The sequence below is a fragment of the Streptococcus mitis NCTC 12261 genome (genome assembly GCF_000148585.2).
Taxonomy (GTDB): Bacteria; Bacillota; Bacilli; order Lactobacillales; family Streptococcaceae; genus Streptococcus; species Streptococcus mitis.
The window spans coordinates 572,856-591,704 of sequence record NZ_CP028414.1; the positions used below are offsets into that span (position 1 = coordinate 572,856).

General features: G+C 40.1%; 13 protein-coding genes. 12 read left to right on the forward strand and 1 reads right to left on the reverse strand.

Annotation, left to right across the window (positions count from 1 at the left end):
- Positions 1-90: 90 nt before the first annotated feature.
- The 8 genes from vncR (at position 91) to SM12261_RS03195 (ending at position 14,405) form a co-directional block, all read left to right on the forward strand.
- Positions 91-747, forward strand: a complete 657-nt coding sequence (vncR, locus tag SM12261_RS03155; protein ID WP_000697939.1) for a response regulator transcription factor VncR — start codon at positions 91-93, stop codon at positions 745-747.
- Positions 744-2,066, forward strand: a complete 1,323-nt coding sequence (gene vncS, locus SM12261_RS03160) for a sensor histidine kinase VncS (RefSeq protein ID WP_000831364.1) — start codon at positions 744-746, stop codon at positions 2,064-2,066. The genes vncR and vncS overlap by 4 nt, the downstream gene beginning before the upstream one ends.
- 146 nt (positions 2,067-2,212) lie before the next feature.
- Positions 2,213-3,094, forward strand: coding sequence for a class II fructose-bisphosphate aldolase (locus tag SM12261_RS03165; RefSeq protein WP_001019008.1), 882 nt, complete (start codon positions 2,213-2,215; stop codon positions 3,092-3,094).
- A 276-nt stretch (positions 3,095-3,370) separates the two neighbouring features.
- A complete protein-coding gene (locus SM12261_RS03170; RefSeq protein ID WP_001240788.1) occupies positions 3,371-4,363 on the forward strand; it encodes an ABC transporter ATP-binding protein in 993 nt (330 codons plus the stop codon).
- A 1-nt stretch (position 4,364) separates the two neighbouring features.
- Entirely contained in the window at positions 4,365-5,183 is an 819-nt protein-coding gene (locus SM12261_RS03175; protein WP_000240169.1) for an ABC transporter permease, read from the forward strand.
- A gap of 1 nt (position 5,184) precedes the next feature.
- Positions 5,185-5,970 (forward strand): ABC transporter permease, encoded by a 786-nt coding sequence (locus tag SM12261_RS03180; RefSeq protein ID WP_000760744.1) that lies wholly within the window; start codon positions 5,185-5,187, stop codon positions 5,968-5,970.
- A gap of 464 nt (positions 5,971-6,434) precedes the next feature.
- Positions 6,435-6,743, forward strand: coding sequence for a hypothetical protein (locus SM12261_RS03190; RefSeq protein WP_000734654.1), 309 nt, complete (start codon positions 6,435-6,437; stop codon positions 6,741-6,743).
- Positions 6,744-7,169: 426 nt separating this feature from the next.
- Complete coding sequence (locus tag SM12261_RS03195; protein ID WP_001169031.1) at positions 7,170-14,405, forward strand: Ig-like domain-containing protein; 7,236 nt, start codon at positions 7,170-7,172, stop codon at positions 14,403-14,405.
- A gap of 178 nt (positions 14,406-14,583) precedes the next feature.
- On the opposite strand, the gene SM12261_RS03200 is transcribed toward SM12261_RS03195, so the two are convergent.
- Positions 14,584-14,940 (reverse strand): DUF3397 family protein, encoded by a 357-nt coding sequence (locus tag SM12261_RS03200; protein ID WP_000525400.1) that lies wholly within the window; start codon positions 14,938-14,940, stop codon positions 14,584-14,586.
- 91 nt (positions 14,941-15,031) lie between these two features.
- Here SM12261_RS03200 and mnmL point away from each other — a divergent pair, with 91 nt between their 5' ends.
- Genes mnmL through SM12261_RS03220 form a run of 4 tightly spaced genes read left to right on the forward strand, consistent with a single transcriptional unit; the run spans position 15,032 to position 18,842 of the window.
- Positions 15,032-15,988 (forward strand): tRNA modification radical SAM protein MnmL/YtqA, encoded by a 957-nt coding sequence (gene mnmL / locus SM12261_RS03205; protein WP_025169734.1) that lies wholly within the window; start codon positions 15,032-15,034, stop codon positions 15,986-15,988.
- Entirely contained in the window at positions 15,972-16,529 is a 558-nt protein-coding gene (gene mnmM, locus SM12261_RS03210) for a tRNA 5-(aminomethyl)-2-thiouridylate-methyltransferase MnmM (protein WP_000828409.1), read from the forward strand. Before mnmL ends, mnmM begins: the two co-directional genes overlap by 17 nt.
- On the forward strand, positions 16,522-16,776 hold the full coding sequence (locus tag SM12261_RS03215; RefSeq protein ID WP_000361091.1) for a hypothetical protein: 255 nt from the start codon (positions 16,522-16,524) through the stop codon (positions 16,774-16,776). Before mnmM ends, SM12261_RS03215 begins: the two co-directional genes overlap by 8 nt.
- An 11-nt stretch (positions 16,777-16,787) precedes the next feature.
- The gene (locus SM12261_RS03220; protein ID WP_000421669.1) at positions 16,788-18,842 is read left to right on the forward strand and encodes a cation:proton antiporter; all 2,055 of its coding nucleotides are present in this window, start codon (positions 16,788-16,790) and stop codon (positions 18,840-18,842) included.
- Positions 18,843-18,849: the final 7 nt, after the last annotated feature.

Here is an 18,849-nt window from a genome sequence, read left to right on the forward strand (position 1 = left end):
TATCTATTTTATCTTGATAAGGCCTCTTTCTTTCAGGATGAACTTGAGATGATTTACAAGAAATTTAAAGGAATGTGAAACGTTTTTTCTATGAAAATTTTAATTGTAGAAGATGAAGAGATGATCCGTGAGGGGATCAGTGATTATTTGACGGATTGTGGTTATGAAACCATTGAGGCTGCAGATGGGCAAGAAGCTTTAGAAAAATTTTCCAGCTATGAAGTAGCCTTGGTTTTACTGGATATCCAGATGCCTAAGCTCAATGGTCTGGAAGTGCTAGCTGAGATTCGCAAAACCAGCCAAGTCCCTGTCTTGATGTTAACAGCCTTTCAGGATGAGGAATACAAGATGAGTGCCTTTGCCTCTCTGGCAGATGGCTATCTGGAAAAACCTTTTTCTCTATCCCTCTTAAAAGTAAGGGTGGACGCGATTTTCAAGCGCTATTATGATACGGGACGAATCTTCTCTTATAAGGATACCAAGGTGGACTTTGAAAGCTACAGTGCAAGCCTAGCAGGAGAGGAAGTGGCTGTTAATGCTAAAGAGTTGGAAATTCTTGATTATTTGGTTAAAAATGAAGGAAGGGCCTTGACACGATCTCAGATTATTGATGCCGTATGGAAAGCGACAGATGAGGTTCCCTTTGACCGTGTCATTGATGTTTATATCAAGGAACTGCGGAAAAAGCTAGACTTGGATTGCATCCTCACTGTGCGCAATGTTGGTTATAAATTGGAGCGAAAATGAAACGAACAGGTTTATTTACAAAGATATTTATCTATACCTTCTCGATATTTAGTGTTCTGGTTATCTGCCTTCATTTGGCTATTTATTTTCTTTTTCCTTCGACTTATCTGAGTCATCGTCAGGAAACCATTGGTCAGAAAGCGACAGCCATTGCCCAGTCCCTAGAAGGTAAGGATAGGCAGAATATCGAGCAAGTCTTAGACTTGTATTCTCAGACTAGTGATATCAAGGGGACCGTCAAGGGCGAGATGACCGAGGACAAGTTAGAAGTAAAGGACAGCCTTCCTCTGGATACAGATCGCCAGACAACCTCTCTTTTTATCGAGGAGCGCGAGGTGAAAACGCAGGACGGTGGTACCATGACTCTCCAGTTTTTAGCGTCCATGGATTTGCAAAAGGAAGCAGAGCAAATCAGTCTCCAGTTTCTTCCCTATACCTTGCTGGCATCCTTTCTGATTTCCCTTTTGGTAGCCTATATCTATGCTCGGACCATTGTTGCCCCGATTTTGGAAATCAAGCGAGTAACTCGTAGAATGATGGAACTGGATGCCCAAGTGCGATTGCACGTGGATTCTAGGGATGAGATTGGTGATCTCAAGGAACAAATCAATAGCCTCTACCAGCATCTTTTGACTGTCATTGCGGACTTGCATGACAAGAATGAAGCTATTCTCCAGCTGGAAAAGATGAAGGTCGAATTCCTACGAGGGGCTTCCCATGAACTGAAAACACCCTTAGCTAGTTTGAAAATCCTGATTGAAAACATGAAAGAAAATATCGGTCGTTATAAGGATAGAGACCGCTATCTGGGAGTAGCCTTAGGAATTGTGGATGAGCTCAATCACCACGTTCTCCAGATACTTTCTCTCTCTTCTGTGCAGGAATTGCGAGATGATAGGGAAATAATAGATCTCCTCCAGATGACGCAAAGTCTAGTTCAAGATTATTCTTTGCTAGCAAAGGAGAGAGAACTTCAGATTGACAATAGTTTGAACCACCAGCAGGCTTATCTAAATCCATCTGTGATGAAATTAATCCTGTCTAATCTCATCAGCAATGCTATCAAGCACTCCATTCCAGGCGGCTTGGTCCGCATCGGAGAGAGAGAAGGGGAACTTTTTATCGAGAATAGCTGTAGTCCTGAAGAACAAGAAAAACTGGCTCAGTCTTTTTCTGATAATGCTAGTCGCAAGGCCAAGGGTTCTGGGATGGGGCTCTTTGTGGTCAAGAGTCTATTGGAACATGAAAAATTACCTTATCGTTTTGAGATGAAGGAGAATCGTTTGACCTTCTTCATAGCTTTTCCAAGAATCGCCTAAGACTAGGGAGAGAAAGGGTTTACATAGATGAAGCTAGAAGAAATTCAATCGAAACTGCGGGAAAAACTAGATTTTTTTGTCAAAAAGTGATAAAATGAACAATGTAAATGGGATGACCCATAAAACTATACAGGAGGCCTGATAAAATGGCAATCGTTTCAGCACAAAAATTTGTCCAAGCAGCTCGTGACAACGGTTATGCAGTTGGTGGATTTAACACAAACAACCTTGAGTGGACTCAAGCTATCTTGCGCGCAGCAGAAGCTAAAAAAGCTCCAGTTTTGATCCAAACTTCAATGGGTGCTGCTAAATACATGGGTGGTTACAAAGTTGCTCGCAACTTGATCGCTAACCTTGTTGAATCAATGGGTATCACTGTACCAGTAGCTATCCACCTTGACCACGGTCACTACGAAGATGCACTTGAGTGTATCCGAGTTGGTTATACTTCAGTTATGTTTGACGGTTCACACCTTCCAGTTGAAGAAAACCTTGATAAAGCTCGTAAAGTTGTAGAATTTGCTCATGCAAATGGTGTATCAGTGGAAGCTGAAGTTGGTACTATCGGTGGTGAAGAAGACGGAATCATCGGTGATGGTGAATTGGCTCCAATCGAAGACGCTAAAGCAATGGTTGAAACTGGTATCGACTTCTTGGCAGCTGGTATCGGTAACATCCACGGTCCTTACCCAGCAAACTGGAAAGGTCTTCACCTTGATCACTTGCAAAAATTGACTGAAGCTGTTCCAGGATTCCCAATCGTATTGCACGGTGGATCAGGTATTCCTGATGAGCAAATCCAAGCAGCTATCAAACTTGGTGTTGCGAAAGTTAACGTTAACACTGAATGCCAAATCGCATTCGCTAACGCAACTCGTAAATTTGCTCGTGACTACGAAGCAAACGAAGCAGAATACGACAAGAAAAAACTCTTCGACCCACGTAAATTCTTGGCTGACGGTGTAAAAGCTATCCAAGCATCAGTTGAAGAACGTATCGACGTATTCGGTTCAGAAGGTAAAGCTTAATCTAGCTGAATAATACAGATGAAACCTACCCATTGGGTGGGTTTTTTGGTGTTTTAAGGAGACTATTAAATCAGAATTTTGGACTAAAAATATCACTTTAAGAGAGAAATCTCAAATTTCATAAACTTTAAGCAAACGCTTGCATTCTAGTTTTTATTGGACTATAATAGATTGGTGTAAAGACTTCTGTAATAATATTGAGAAGGTGTAGAAAGTAAGGATTTAGAATATTTGTAGTCAAAAAACAAGTGCTATTCCTTACATAGGGAGATAGATATGGCAATGATAGAAGTGGAACATCTTCAGAAAAATTTTGTGAAGACTGTTAAGGAACCGGGCTTGAAGGGGGCTTTGCGCTCCTTTATTCATCCTGAAAAGCAGACCTTTGAAGCGGTCAAGGATTTGACCTTTGAGGTCCCAAAAGGACAAATTTTAGGATTTATCGGGGCTAATGGTGCTGGGAAGTCGACAACCATTAAAATGCTGACAGGGATTTTAAAACCGACATCTGGTTTTTGTCGGATTAACGGCAAGATTCCCCAGGACAATCGTCAAGATTATGTCAAGGATATTGGGGTTGTTTTTGGACAACGCACCCAGCTATGGTGGGATTTGGCCCTGCAAGAGACCTACACGGTTTTAAAAGAGATTTACGATGTGCCAGACTCGCTCTTTCATAAGCGTATGGACTTTTTGAATGAAGTCTTGGATTTGAAGGACTTTATCAAGGATCCCGTGAGAACTCTTTCGCTGGGACAACGGATGCGGGCGGATATTGCAGCTTCCTTGCTTCACAATCCTAAAGTTCTCTTTTTAGATGAGCCGACCATTGGCTTGGACGTTTCGGTCAAGGACAACATTCGTCGGGCTATTACTCAGATCAATCAGGAGGAAGAAACCACCATTCTCTTGACCACTCACGACCTGAGCGACATTGAGCAACTCTGTGATCGGATTTTTATGATAGACAAAGGGCAGGAGATTTTTGATGGAACGGTGAGCCAACTCAAGGAAACCTTTGGAAAGATGAAGACTCTTTCTTTTGAACTGCTACCAGGTCAAAGTCATCTCCTTTCTCACTATGAAGGCTTTTCGGATATGACAATTGATAGACAAGGGAATAGTCTCAACATTGAATTCGATAGTTCCCGCTACCAGTCAGCTGACATTATCAAGCAAACCCTGTCTGATTTTGAGGTCCGAGATTTGAAGATGATGGATACGGATATTGAAGATATTATCCGCCGCTTCTATCGAAAGGAGCTCTAAGATGGTCAAATTGTGGAGACGTTATAAACCCTTTATCAATGCAGGCGTTCAGGAGTTGATTACCTATCGAGTCAACTTTATTCTTTATCGGATCGGCGATGTCATGGGTGCTTTTGTGGCCTTTTATCTCTGGAAGGCTGTCTTTGATTCTTCGCAAGAGTCCTTGATTCAGGGCTTTAGTATGGCAGATATCACCCTCTACATCATTATGAGTTTTGTGACCAATCTTTTGACCAGATCTGATAGCTCCTTTATGATTGGGGAGGAGGTCAAGGATGGCTCCATTATCATGCGCTTGTTGAGACCAGTGCATTTTGCGGCATCTTACCTTTTTACAGAGCTTGGCTCCAAGTGGTTGATTTTTATCTCTGTTGGCCTTCCATTTTTAAGTGTCATTGTTTTGATGAAAATCGTATCTGGGCAAGGGATTGTAGAAGTGCTGGGATTAACTGTCCTTTATCTTTTTAGCTTAACGCTGGCCTATCTGATTAACTTTTTCTTTAATATCTGCTTTGGATTTTCTGCCTTTGTGTTTAAAAATCTTTGGGGTTCCAACCTACTTAAGACTTCAATAGTGGCCTTTATGTCTGGAAGTTTGATTCCCTTGGCTTTCTTTCCCAAGGTGGTATCAGATATTTTGTCCTTTCTGCCTTTTTCATCCTTGATTTACACTCCGGTCATGATTATCGTTGGGAAATACGATGCCAATCAGATTCTTCAGGCGCTCGCTTTGCAGTTTTTCTGGCTCTTAGTGATGGTGGGCTTGTCTCAGTTGATTTGGAAACGAGTCCAGTCATTCATTACCATTCAGGGAGGTTAGTATGAAAAAATATCAACGCATGCATCTGATTTTTATCAGACAATACATCAAGCAAATCATGGAATACAAGGTGGATTTTGTAGTTGGTGTTCTGGGAGTTTTTCTGACCCAAGGCTTGAACCTCTTGTTTCTCAATGTCATCTTTCAACACATCCCATCCCTAGAAGGTTGGACTTTTCAAGAAATTGCTTTTATCTATGGATTTTCCTTGGTTCCCAAGGGACTGGACCATCTCTTTTTTGACAATCTCTGGGCACTGGGACAACGCTTGGTGCGAAAAGGGGAGTTTGACAAGTATTTGACACGTCCTATCAATCCTCTCTTTCATATTCTAGTTGAGACTTTTCAGATTGATGCCTTGGGAGAACTCTTGGTTGGTGGGATCCTACTAGCGACAACGGTATCTAGCATTGCTTGGACTCTTCCAAAATTCCTACTTTTCCTAGTCTGCATTCCTTTTGCGACCTTGATTTATACTTCCTTGAAGATAGCGACAGCCAGCATCGCTTTTTGGACCAAGCAGTCAGGAGCAATGATTTACATTTTTTATATGTTTAATGATTTTGCCAAGTATCCCATTTCCATTTACAATTCAGTCCTTCGATGGTTGATTAGCTTTATCGTGCCATTTGCCTTTACGGCCTACTATCCTGCCAGCTATTTCTTGCAGGACAAGGATGTAATCTTTAACATCGGAGGTTTGATGTTGATTTCTCTGGTTTTCTTTGTCATTTCCCTTAAACTTTGGGATAGGGGCTTGGATGCCTACGAAAGTGCAGGTTCGTAAATAATAGAATACCAAAGCCTTGTCTCAGGACAGGCTTTTTCTAATAGAGATGAAAAATTCTTGACACCTATTCTTAGAGTGCTATACTTTAAGTGTAATAGCCGATTTAGCTCATACTCTTCGAAAATCAAATTCAAACCACGTCAACGTCGCCTTGCCGTACTCAAGTACAGCCTGCGGCTAGTTTCCTAGTTTGCTTTTTGATTTTCATTGAGTATCAGTTGGCAGAGCAAGGCACTCGTAAAGCCTAGGTCACAGGTTCAAACCCTGCAATCGGCAAAGTGAAGAAACTCATTCTACTGGGTTTCTTTTTTTTAATTATTGAACCATTTAGACCGAGATAGAGACCAGATAGGCAAAAGCACTTGTTCTTGAAACTGACTCTGCTATAATGATTTTTGTAAGGGACATGAAGGATCGATATCAGATAACTCAAGTTCCTAAAAAAGAAATTGGAGATAAAAATGAAAAAATTATTGGGAATTGTATTTTTAGTAGCAGCAGCGACAGTAGTGTATTTTGGTTCTGTTGGATGGCCAAGTTTGGATGTCAACCTCTGGTCACTCATTCCGGTAGGCTTGTTCCTCTTTTTCACACTAGAGAATCTTTTGAAAAAGGACTACAAGGCTAGTTTGATGTGTTTGATTATTGCCTTTATCATTGCGAATGCAATTTTGGACCTTTTACCAATTTCAAGTAGCTTGGTAATTGGAGCGGGAGTGCTGGCTTGCATTGGTATTGGATTTATCTTTCCTGATAAAGAAGGAAAATAAGATTTTTCAAATAGCGATGTGAAATGATAAATCTGGATATTAACGTCTAGGAATAGGATAAATTTAACCAATATTAATAAATCAAACTAAGAATTAAGAGTTAACGAAATCAGAAAAAAACTGAAATATTCGTTTGCTCTTTTTGTATGTTTAAATCTTTAAGAAAGATTTTTTCTGTTTGGGATAATAAAAAACTATTCCGTCTTAAAATTTTAAAGAAAGTCGGAAATCATTTTTATTATAATAAATTCTACTTCAATACTTTTTAAAAACTCTCCAATTTTTATAAAAAACATTCCAAAACATTGTTTTTATCTGTATTCGATTGACAAATTTTTTATTGGTTATAAAATCGTATTATAAGATAATTATAATAAGTAGATTGCTCTCAGATAAAATGAAAGCGGTTACCAAAAGGAGGATTACATGCAAAAAGGTAATTGGAACAAAAAAAGAGTGTATAGTATTCGAAAATTTTCAGTCGGTGCTTGCTCGGTGCTTATAGGGACATGTGCTCTATTATTAGGGGCAGGCGTTAGTCTATCTTCTTCGGTATATGCCAACGAAAATGCTGAAGAAATTGTGTTAACAAATAGGACTGAGCACCAGTCTGAAAACCTGAAAACTACTGGACTCTCAAGTGAACATAAAGCTGAAGGTGTTACGACTGAAAAAGCAAGTGAGCAACCTGTTAAAGCTGAAAATGTATCTCTAAAGGAAAATGCGGATGGTAGTGATGCAGTAGTAAAACCTCACGCAGATCAACCTTTAGTTTCAGTTGCCAATAATCAATCAGTTCCTTTAGAAGAAGGTAAGGCTGAAGTCGAAAACAAAACAGAAGAAAGGAACAAGCCTGAGGATAGAAATAAGCTTGAAGAAACAAATAAGACTGAGGTAACGGATAAATCTGAAGATAAAAATAAATCTGAAGAAACAAATAAAGCAGAATCACAAGATCGTTCTGTTTCAAAAGATAAGCAAGAATTCAAATCTGCTACGAATGAAGTAGTTGATAAGTTAATTGAAGATAGAAACATTTCCTTCAACCAGAATTGGCACTTTAAACTAAATGCCAATGCAAAGGAAGCTGTAAAACCAGACGCAGATATTTCTTCATGGAAAAAAATGGATCTTCCTCATGACTGGAGTATTCATTTTGATTTTGACCATGATTCACCAGCTCAAAACGAAGGCGGTCAATTGAATGGTGGAGATGGCTGGTATCGGAAAACCTTTAAGTTAGATGAAAAGGACTTGAATAAAGATGTTCGTGTAACCTTTGATGGTGTTTACATGGATTCACAAGTATTCGTCAATGGCCAACTAGTTGGTCACTATCCAAATGGTTACAATCAATTTTCATATGACATTAGTAACTATCTCCATAAAGATGGGCGAGAAAATGTCATTTCTGTTCATGCAGTTAATAAGCAACCAAGTAGTAGATGGTATTCAGGAAGTGGTATCTATCGAGACGTATCATTGCAGGTAACAGACAAGATTCATGTTGAAAAGAATGGGACAACTATTCTAACTCCAAAACTAGAAAGTCAACAAGGAGGAAAAGTTGAAACCCAAGTAAGCAGTAAAATTGTTAATACAGATAATAAAGACCATGAAATTGTAGCAGAGTATCAAATTTTTGAACGAGGTGGTAAGGCAGTTACAGAACTTGTTCGAACTGAGAGTAAAACTCTAAAAGCTAAGGAAACCATTCATTTGGATTCAGCATTAGAGGTTGAAAAACCAAAATTGTGGACAGTGTCATCTGACAAACCTGCTTTATATGAGATGGTAACTCGTGTTTACAAAGATGGTCAGCTTGTAGATGCAAAGAAAGATTTATTTGGTTATCGCTACTATAACTGGACTCCAGACCAAGGGTTCTCTTTAAATGGTGAACACATCAAGTTCCACGGTGTTTCATTGCACCATGATCATGGAGCGCTAGGAGCAGAAGAAAACTATAAGGCAGAATATCGTCGTCTGAAACAAATGAAGGAAATGGGAGTGAATTCGATTCGTACGACTCACAACCCAGCAAGTCCTCAGACCTTGCAGATTGCAGCTGAGCTCGGTTTGCTTGTTCAAGAAGAAGCTTTTGATACTTGGTATGGAGGTAAGAAACCATACGACTATGGTCGTTTCTTTGAAAAAGATGCTACCCACCCTGAAGCAAGAAAAGGTGAAAAATGGTCCGACTACGATCTTCGAACAATGGTAGAAAGAGATAAAAACAATCCTGCTGTTGTTATGTGGTCTATTGGTAACGAAATCGGTGAAGCAGATGGGAAAGCCCATTCACTGGTAACTGTCAAACGTTTGGTCAAAGTGGTGAAATCTGTTGATAAGACACGTTATGTAACCATGGGAGCTGATAAATTCCGTTTCGGAGATGGAACTGGGGACCATGAAAAGATTGCAGATGAACTGGATGCAGTTGGATTGAATTACTCTGAAGAAAATTATCAAACTCTTCATGCGAAACATCCGAAATGGCTCATCTATGGTTCAGAAACATCTTCAGCAACTCGTACAAGAGGAAGTTATTTCCATCCAGAGAGTGAGTGGGTAGGAAGTAACCAATATTGGCGTAATTACGAACAATCCGATTATGGTAATGATCGTGTTGGTTGGGGTAAAACTGCTACAGCATCATGGACCTTCGATAGAGATCATCCAGGATACGCTGGACAATTCATTTGGACCGGTACGGATTATATTGGTGAACCAACACCATGGCACAATCAAAATAGTACACCAGTAAAAAGTTCCTACTTTGGTATTGTTGATACCGCAGGTATTCCAAAAAATGACTATTATCTCTACCAAAGTCAGTGGGTTTCTGCCAAGAAAAAACCAATGGTTCATTTACTTCCTCACTGGAACTGGGAAAAGACTGAATTGGCAGATAATGTTGCAGACGCTGAAAATCGAATTCCAGTTAGAGCTTATTCCAATGCTGCCAGTGTTGAGTTGTTCTTAAATAATGAGTCACTAGGTCTTAAAAAATTCAACAAAAAACAAACAAGTGACGGTCGAACATATCAAGAAGGTGAAAATCCTCAAGAACTATACTTGGAGTGGAAAGTAGCTTATAAACCGGGAACTTTGGAAGCTGTAGCTCGAGATGAGTCTGGCAAGGAAATTGCTCGTGATAAGATTGTAACTGCTGGTGAACCTGCAGGTGTCCGTTTGGTTAAGGAAGAAAATGCAATCGCTGCAGATGGAAAAGATTTGACTTATATCTATTACGAAATTGTAGATAGCAAGGGTAATGTTGTGCCAACTGCTAACAATCTAGTTCACTTCCAACTTCATGGACAAGGTCAACTGGTTGGTGTGGATAATGGTGAGCAAGCTAGTCGTGAACGTTATAAAGAACAAGCAGATGGTTCTTGGATTCGTAGAGCCTTTAATGGTAAAGGGGTAGCGATTGTTAAATCGACTGATCAAGCAGGTAAATTTACCCTTACAGCATATTCAGGCTTGTTGAAATCAGATCAAGTTACAGTTTTTACAGGTAAGTCAGACCAGTCAGAAAAAACTGTTTTAGGAACAGAAATACCAAAAGTTCGGACAGTTTTAGGACAAAAACTTAAAATGCCTCAGACAGTGCCATTTGTATATAGTGATGGTAGTCGTGAAAAACGTCCTGTAACCTGGTCTCAAGCAGATGTCAGTCAAGCTGGAATTGTAACTGTAAAAGGTATGTCTGATGGACGTGAAGTTGAGGCTCGTGTTGAAGTACTTACAGTTGCGAATGAACTTCCAGCTGTTAAACGCATCACACCTGGAACAGACTTGAGTTCTGTGGATAAACTTGTTTCACTTGTTTCAACAGATGGTCGTATTCACAATTATGAAGTTGAAAATTGGGAAATTTCACCAGAAGATAAAGAGAAGTTATCTACTCCGGGGGCACATATTCAGATGACTAGCCAATTAGGAGATAGAACCATCCACGCTACTTTGATAGTTGATGATGGTAAGGAATTGTCTCAAGTTACACCAAATATAGCAGTAGGTGGTGAAAGTGTTACGGAACTTTCAAAAGAGCATCCTGTACATTATCACAAACTTTCTTATGGAGCAAAAATTCCAGAAGTCAGTGCTAGTGCTGAAAATGCCGATGTGAACGTGATTCAGGCAAATGAATCCAATGGAATGCGTGCTAGTATCTACATTCAGCCTAAAGACGGGGGACAGTTACAAACCTATGCTGTTCAGTTCCTTGTTGATTCTCCACAAATTGAAAGCTTGAGTCTCAGAGTGGATCAAGTATCTAGCCTCAAAGAAGATCAAACTGTTAAAGTGACAGTTTTAGCCCGTTATCAGGATGGAACTGAAGCTATTTTACCAACTGATAAGGTGACTTTCTCAAGCCAAGGCGAGGGAGGAGTCTCTGTTAATAAGGGAATGCTAGAGTTGCATAAACCGGGTAGTCTCACTTTACAAGCTCAATATGAAGGTGCAAAAGGAGAACTTCCTCTAACGATCGCAGCAAATACTGAAGATAAAGTTGTTCAGGCCATTCGCCCAGTTAGCCTTGTGACAGATTTGCACCAAACACCAAATCTTCCATCTACAGTAACAGTTGAGTACGATAAAGGATTTCCAAAAGTTCATAAGGTAGTTTGGGATTCGATTCCATCTGAAAAATTAAATCAATATCATACTTTTGAAGTACTTGGTAAGGTTGAAGGATTGAATCAAGAAGCTCGTGCGACAGTATCAGTAGAAGGAATTGTAAAAGTTGAAGATGTGAGCATCACAACACCAATTTCTGAGGCACCAACCTTGCCAGAAAGTGTCCGAACTTATTATTCAAATGGCCAAGTATCTTCAGCTAAGGTGGCTTGGGACACTATTGATGCAAGCCAGTATGCAAAAGAAGGAATCTTTACTGTAACAGGCCATGTAGAAGGAACACAACTGACAACGAAATTACATGTTCGTGTATCGAGTCAAACAGAAATTGGGAAGAATATTTCAGATCAATGGACAGGTTCAGAATTACCACTTGCCTTTGCATCAGATTCTCATTCTTATGACCCAGTATCTAATGTAAATGATAAAGTGATTTCTTACGGTGATCAGCCTGCAAATCGTTGGTCAAACTGGAAACGTTCTGAAGAAGCTTCAGTAGGGGTACTCTTTGGAGATTCAGGTATTTTGACAAAACGTTCGGTCGATAACTTGAATGTAGCATTTTATGAAGATAGCGGTGTAGGTGCTCCAAAATCTTACGTCATTGAGTATTATGTTGGTGAAAAAGCTCCAACTGCACCGAAGAATCCTGGTTATGTAGAGGGTGAAAACCACGTATTTAATGACAGTAAAAATTGGAAACCAGTCACAAATCTTAAGGCTCCAGATCAGTTAAAAGCTGGAGAAATGAATCATTTCAGTTTTGATAAGGTGGATACCTACGCGGTACGTATTCGCATGACAAGAGCTGATGATAAACTTGGAACATCCATTACAGAATTACAAGTTTTCTCTAAAAAGGTAGCACCAGCTAAAGAGGCAACTACTAACATTAAGGTTGCTGGAAAAGATCTTCCTCACTTTAATCCAGACTTAACAGATTACTATTTAGACTATAGTGATGGAAAAATTCCAGAAGTAACAGCTAGTATCACAAATAATGGACTTGCTACAGTGGTTCCTAGCGTGAAAGAGGGCGATCCTGTCCGTGTTATTGTGAAAGCAGAAAATGGCGATATTCTTGGAGAATACAACCTTCACTTTACAAAAGATAAAGATTTGTTGGCTCGTAAACCAATTGCTTCTGCAAAACAGTCTCAATTGTTGCAGTTAGGTCAACCTTTGGAATTGCCAAATAAGGTTCCAGTTTATTTCGCAGGTAAGAGCGGTTATGACGTAAAAGATTTGGCAGTTGAATGGGAAAAAGTCCCTGCTTCTACCTTAAACAAAGCTGGGGAATATACAATTAAAGGCCATGTAGTTGGTAGTGAGGTCCCAGTAGAATTATCTGTTCGAGTAACGGACAAGGTCGGTAGATCACTTTCTGATAATCCAGATTATCTTGCTACTCATAGTCAGGCTTTTGCTTCAGCTACTAATGATTTGGATGATAATTCGAACGACCGTGTAGACTATTTAAATGATAATGACCGAAATCAAGACAACCGTTGGACAAACTGGTCCGCTACTCCATCTGCTAATCCAGAAGTATCAGTTGGTGTTATCTTTAAAAAGAATGGTAAAATTGTGGATAGAAAGGTTTCACAAGCTAAACTAAACTTCTTTGCAGATAGTGGAACAGATGCCCCAGCTAAACTCGTATTGGAACGATACATCGGTCCTGACTTTGATGTTCCGGTTTACTATTCAAACTACAGCTACGAATCAAATCATCCATTTAATAACCCTGATAATTGGGAACTTGTTCCTTATTACGCAGACAAAGAAATTCAAGCTGGAAATGAGATCAATGTGACCTTTAAAGCTGTGACTACCAAAGCTATGAGATGGCGTATGGACAGAAAAGCAGATAAAAATGGGGTTGCACTAACTGAATTAAGTTTCCGAGCACCAAGTGAGCTTGCAAAAGAGAGCACAGAGGGAAGAATTTTAGTAGATGGTAAAGAGCTTCCTGACTTCTCTGAAAATCGTTTGGACTATGAATTGATTTATAAAGGGGAACGTCCAAAAATCACTGTAGAAGGGAAAGATCAAGTCACATCTACAATTGTGGATAGTGGAAATGAAAATCTTCCTGTATTAGTCCGTCTGGTATCAGAGAGTGGTAAGAATGTCAAAGAATACCGGATTAAATTGACTAAGGAAAAAGTGATAGACGCAAAACTTGTAGCTCCTGCTCAATATGACTTGCCTAGTCTTGAAGTGGTAGACAAAGAATTGAACTTCCAAACTCTTGAACAAAAAGACGATACTCTGTTTGAGGGAGAAGTTCGCCTGTTGCAAGAAGGTAAAGTTGGTAAGGAACGTATCTATACAGAAGTAACGACTGATGGCAAGAATAAAGAAAAATCACGTGAGATTCTGGAAGAACCTGTAAATAGAATTCTGTTGGTAGGTACTAAGAAGAAAACAAGTAACATTGAGACGCCGGCGGGTGGACATCAAGACAATGGTAGCAGTCAACCTACGGAACAAAAACCAGGAGCAAATCCGAATCCAAATATTGTCATTCCAAATCCATCAAATAATGGTGTGACAAGTAACAGTTCAGATTTTAAAAATCATCTATCAGTTGCTCCGAACATTGTGATACAAGCTCCTACTCAGGAAAGCAAAAAACCTGGATGGAACAAGGAAGATGGTAAATGGTATTATCGTCAACAAAATGGGGACTTGGCTAAGGGTTGGGTCAAAGATGGAGATACTTGGTATTACTTTGATCAAACAGGAAAAATGGAAACTGGCTGGATTAAAGATCAATCAGGTGCATGGTATTACTTGAATCAATCAGGTGCAATGTCATCTAATGAGTGGATTTTGGATCAAGATGGTAAGTGGTACTATGTTGATGCATCAGGTTCGATGAAGACAAGTCAATGGTTCCAAGTTGGAGACAAATGGTATTATGTTGATGCAAATGGATCCCTTGCTGTCAATACAGTAACTCCGGATGGTTATCAAGTAAATGAAAACGGTGAGTGGATCGGATAAGATTGATTTGAGGAATGTAACTTTCTCATAAGATTTATTCTGTGCAGTGTTCCCAAGCGAGACAAGTGAAGTCTCGCTTGGAAACGCTCTGCTCAAACGATTTTTAAACAAGAAAAAAGGATTTACCCAAGTCAAAAGGGTTAAATCCTTTATTTTTTATGTCTCATATAAGATTCAGCTAGAGGGCCATCAATTCAACAATCATCTCGATATACATGACAAGGGTTAATAAGAATCCTGCACGCCAGAAGAATTTGATGAATTTAGGATAGTAAAAACTGCGTTTTTTCAGAAGGAAGAAAAAGACGAGAATAATGGCTAAGAGTGAGAGGGCTAGGCCCAGTCTAGGGAGGAAATTATGGGTAAAGGTTTTAGCTGTAATAAGGTAATATTCAAATACCAAGACTGGAAAAGCCAAATCCGCAAAGTTTCGTCCTAGTTTTTTTAATCTAAAAAGTTTGGTTATGATAATGCAGACTACTAGGGTCAGTATCAATAATAAAATAGATGCTAATTTCATTAAAATCATACCCATATTGTATCATAAAAAATCGCTAATGGAAACGAGAAACAGAGGAATTTATAGGAAAGTCAGGCTTTTGAGATTGTAGATGTTTTTTGTTATAATGAAAGTTATGAAATCTTATAACACCTTGAATGATTATTATCGAAAACTCTTTGGAGAAAAGACCTTTAAAGTCCCGATTGATGCGGGATTTGACTGTCCCAATCGTGATGGAACTGTGGCTCATGGAGGCTGTACTTTTTGTACGGTTTCAGGTTCTGGAGATGCTATCGTAGCACCGGATGCGCCTATCCGAGAGCAATTTTATAAGGAAATTGACTTTATGCACCGCAAGTGGCCAGATGTGCAGAAGTATCTGGTTTATTTTCAAAATTTTACCAACACCCATGAAAAGGTGGAAGTCATTCGAGAGCGCTATGAGCAGGCTATCAACGAGCCAGGTGTGGTGGGAATCAATATTGGAACGCGCCCAGACTGTTTACCAGACGAAACCATCGAATATTTGGCTGAATTATCGGAGCGCATGCATGTGACGGTTGAATTGGGCTTGCAGACCACTTATGAAACAACCTCTGACCTGATTAACCGTGCCCACTCCTATGAGTTGTATGTGGAGACGGTCAAGCGTTTGAGAAAATATCCCAAGATTGAGATTGTTTCTCATTTGATCAACGGACTTCCTGGTGAAACCCATGAGATGATGATTGAAAATGTCCGCCGTTGTGTCACGGATAACGATATTCAAGGGATTAAACTGCACTTGCTTCACCTGATGACCAATACTCGTATGCAACGGGACTACCACGAGGGACGTTTGCAACTGATGAGTCAGGACGAATATGTCAAGGTCATCTGTGACCAACTGGAAATCATTCCCAAGCATATCGTCATCCATCGAATCACAGGAGATGCACCTAGAGATATGCTGATTGGGCCTATGTGGAGCCTCAATAAGTGGGAAGTGCTCAACAGCATTGAGATGGAGATGCGACGTCGTGGAAGTATTCAAGGATGCAAGGCTGTAAAACAGGAGTTTGAAAATGAAAAGACCACTTGAGATGGCACATGATTTTTTGGCTGAGGTAGTGACAAAAGAGGATATCGTAGTGGATGCGACCATGGGTAATGGTCATGACACGATTTTTTTAGCGAAACTAGCTAAGCAAGTCTATGCCTTTGATATTCAGGAGCAAGCCTTGGAAAAGACCCAAGAGCGTTTGGACCAAGCTGGAATGACAAATGCCCAGTTAATCTTGCAAGGTCACGAGACACTGGACCAGTTTGTGACAGAAGCCAAGGCAGGGATTTTTAATCTGGGCTATTTGCCATCAGCTGATAAGTCAGTCATTACCCAACCTCAGACAACGATTGAAGCATTAGAAAAGCTGTGTCATTTGCTTGTCAAAGGTGGACGGATTGCTATCATGATCTATTATGGTCATAAAGGAGGCGACCTAGAGAGGGATGCTGTCTTGGATTTTGTCAGCCAGTTGAACCAACAAGAGTACACAGCTGCCATTTACCGAACCCTGAACCAAGTCAACAACCCACCGTTTTTAGTGATGATTGAAAAATTAGAGAGATATAGACATGGATAAACAATACCTACGTGAAAAGCTGGATGCCATGCGCCAGAATTTTGTTGAATCAACCCAACACGAACGAGCGGTGGGTGTGTTAGACCAAGCACACATGAGCAAAAAAATGCTTAAAATCAAGAAAAAATTAGTTGCTCTTGAGATGGAACGGTGCCAGAGAAAAATTGAGCACAAGGATTGTTCCAAGATTGATCAAAAAATCAAAGAGCAGAAGGAGATATTTGAATCCTGTTGTAAAAAAAATTAAGGAGGAAGTCCGTGGAATTACTGATTTACCTTATCCTATTTTTACTGGTCTTGATTGTCTCAAGTACAACCAATAAGCTCCTGCCCTTTTTGCCTCTCCCTTTGGTGCAGATTCTTTTGGGAATCGTGATTGGTCTTTTTTTACCCAATACCGACTTTCACCTCAATACGGAGTTGTTTTTGGCACTGGTTATCGGGCCCTTGCTTTTCCGAGAGTCGGAGGAAGCAGATATTACGGCTATTTTAAAACACTGGCGAATCATTGTTTATCTCATATTTCCAGTGATTTTCATCTCGACCCTGAGTTTGGGTGGCTTGTCCCATCTTCTTTGGCTCAGTCTTCCCTTGGCGGCTTGCTTGGCTGTTGGGGCGGCACTTGGCCCTACGGACTTGGTAGCCTTTGCCTCTCTTTCGGAGCGGTTTAGCTTTCCTAAGCGCGTGTCCAATATCCTTAAGGGTGAAGGACTCTTGAATGATGCTTCTGGCTTGGTTGCCTTTCAGGTAGCTTTGACAGTTTGGACAACTGGGGCCTTTTCCCTTGGGCAAGCGAGTAGTTCGCTCATCTTTTCAATCCTAGGCGGTTTTTTGATTGGCTTTTTAACAGCCATGACCAACCGTTTCCTCCATAGTTTCTTACTTAGTGTACGAGCAACGGATATTGCCAGCGAACTTTTATTAGAATTGAGTTTGCCCTTGGTAACCTTCTTCCTGGCAGAAGAAGTCCACGTTTCAGGGATTATTGCCGTTGTAGTTGCTGGGATTTTAAAGGCAAGCCGTTTTAAGAAAATTACGCTCCTTGAAGCCCAAGTGGATACGGTGACCGAGACGGTCTGGCATACAGTAACCTTTATGCTGAACGGTTCTGTCTTTGTGATTTTAGGGATGGAGTTGGAAATGATAGCAGAGCCTATCTTGACCAACCCAATCTATAATCCCTTACTGTTATTGGTATCTCTTATAGCCCTTACCTTTGTCCTCTTTGCCATTCGTTTTGTCATGATTTATGGCTATTATGCTTATAGGACCCGACGCCTTAAGAAAAAACTAAATAAGTATATGAAGGACATGCTTCTTTTGACTTTCTCAGGTGTCAAGGGAACGGTGTCGATTGCTACGATCCTTCTGATACCAAGTAATCTAGAACAGGAGTATCCTCTCTTGCTTTTCCTTGTCGCAGGTGTGACTCTTGTAAGCTTTTTAACAGGCCTCGTGGTCTTGCCTCATCTTTCTGATGAACAGGAAGAAAGCAAGGACTATCTTATGCATATCGCCATTTTGAATGAAGTAACGCTAGAGTTGGAAAAAGAGTTGGAAGATACCAGAAATAAGCTCCCTCTCTATGCGGCTATTGACAATTATCATGGACGTATTGAAAATCTCATCCTGAGTCAAGAAAATAAGGGGGCTCAAGAAGACTGGGAGGGCTTAAAACTTCTCATCCTCAGTATTGAAAGTGATGGTTTAGAACAGGCTTACGAAGAAGGCAAGATGAGTGAGCGTGCTTATCGGGTTTACCAACGTTATTTGAAAAACATGGAACAAAGTATCAATCGTAAGTTTGCGTCACGATTGACCTATTATTTCCTTGTTTCCTTGCGGATTTTACGTTTTCTCCTACACGAAGTCTTTACCTTTGGCAAGACCTTCCGCAGTTGGAAAAATGAAGAATCACAGAAACTCAGAGCCCTTGACTATGATCAAATTGCAGAGCTCTATCTAGAAAATACAGAGATGATTATCGAAAGTCTGGAGAACCTAAAAGGGGTTTATAAGAGTTCTTTGATCAGTTTCATGCAGGATTCTCGTCTCAGAGAAACAGCTATTATCACCAGTGGTGCCTTTGTCGAACGGGTTATCAATCGTGTCAAACCCAACAATATCGATGAAATGCTGAGAGGCTATTATCTGGAGCGCAAGTTGATTTTCGAATACGAAGAAAAACGATTGATTACGACCAAGTATGCCAAGAAGTTACGACAAAATGTAAATAACCTAGAGAACTATTCCTTGAAGGAAGCTGCCAATACCCTGCCTTATGATATGGTGGAATTGGTAAGAAGAAATTAGTTAATAC

What these genes read in the sequence shown, in the direction of transcription:
- vncR (WP_000697939.1), top strand. Translation starts at nt 91, where the DNA reads ATGAAAATTTTAATTGTAGAAGATGAAGAGATGATCCGTGAGGGGATC.
- vncS (WP_000831364.1), top strand. Translation starts at nt 744, where the DNA reads ATGAAACGAACAGGTTTATTTACAAAGATATTTATCTATACCTTCTCG.
- SM12261_RS03165 (WP_001019008.1), top strand. Translation starts at nt 2,213, where the DNA reads ATGGCAATCGTTTCAGCACAAAAATTTGTCCAAGCAGCTCGTGACAAC.
- SM12261_RS03170 (WP_001240788.1), top strand. Translation starts at nt 3,371, where the DNA reads ATGGCAATGATAGAAGTGGAACATCTTCAGAAAAATTTTGTGAAGACT.
- SM12261_RS03175 (WP_000240169.1), top strand. Translation starts at nt 4,365, where the DNA reads ATGGTCAAATTGTGGAGACGTTATAAACCCTTTATCAATGCAGGCGTT.
- SM12261_RS03180 (WP_000760744.1), top strand. Translation starts at nt 5,185, where the DNA reads ATGAAAAAATATCAACGCATGCATCTGATTTTTATCAGACAATACATC.
- SM12261_RS03190 (WP_000734654.1), top strand. Translation starts at nt 6,435, where the DNA reads ATGAAAAAATTATTGGGAATTGTATTTTTAGTAGCAGCAGCGACAGTA.
- SM12261_RS03195 (WP_001169031.1), top strand. Translation starts at nt 7,170, where the DNA reads ATGCAAAAAGGTAATTGGAACAAAAAAAGAGTGTATAGTATTCGAAAA.
- SM12261_RS03200 (WP_000525400.1), bottom strand. Translation starts at nt 14,940, where the DNA reads ATGGGTATGATTTTAATGAAATTAGCATCTATTTTATTATTGATACTG.
- mnmL (WP_025169734.1), top strand. Translation starts at nt 15,032, where the DNA reads ATGAAAGTTATGAAATCTTATAACACCTTGAATGATTATTATCGAAAA.
- mnmM (WP_000828409.1), top strand. Translation starts at nt 15,972, where the DNA reads ATGAAAAGACCACTTGAGATGGCACATGATTTTTTGGCTGAGGTAGTG.
- SM12261_RS03215 (WP_000361091.1), top strand. Translation starts at nt 16,522, where the DNA reads ATGGATAAACAATACCTACGTGAAAAGCTGGATGCCATGCGCCAGAAT.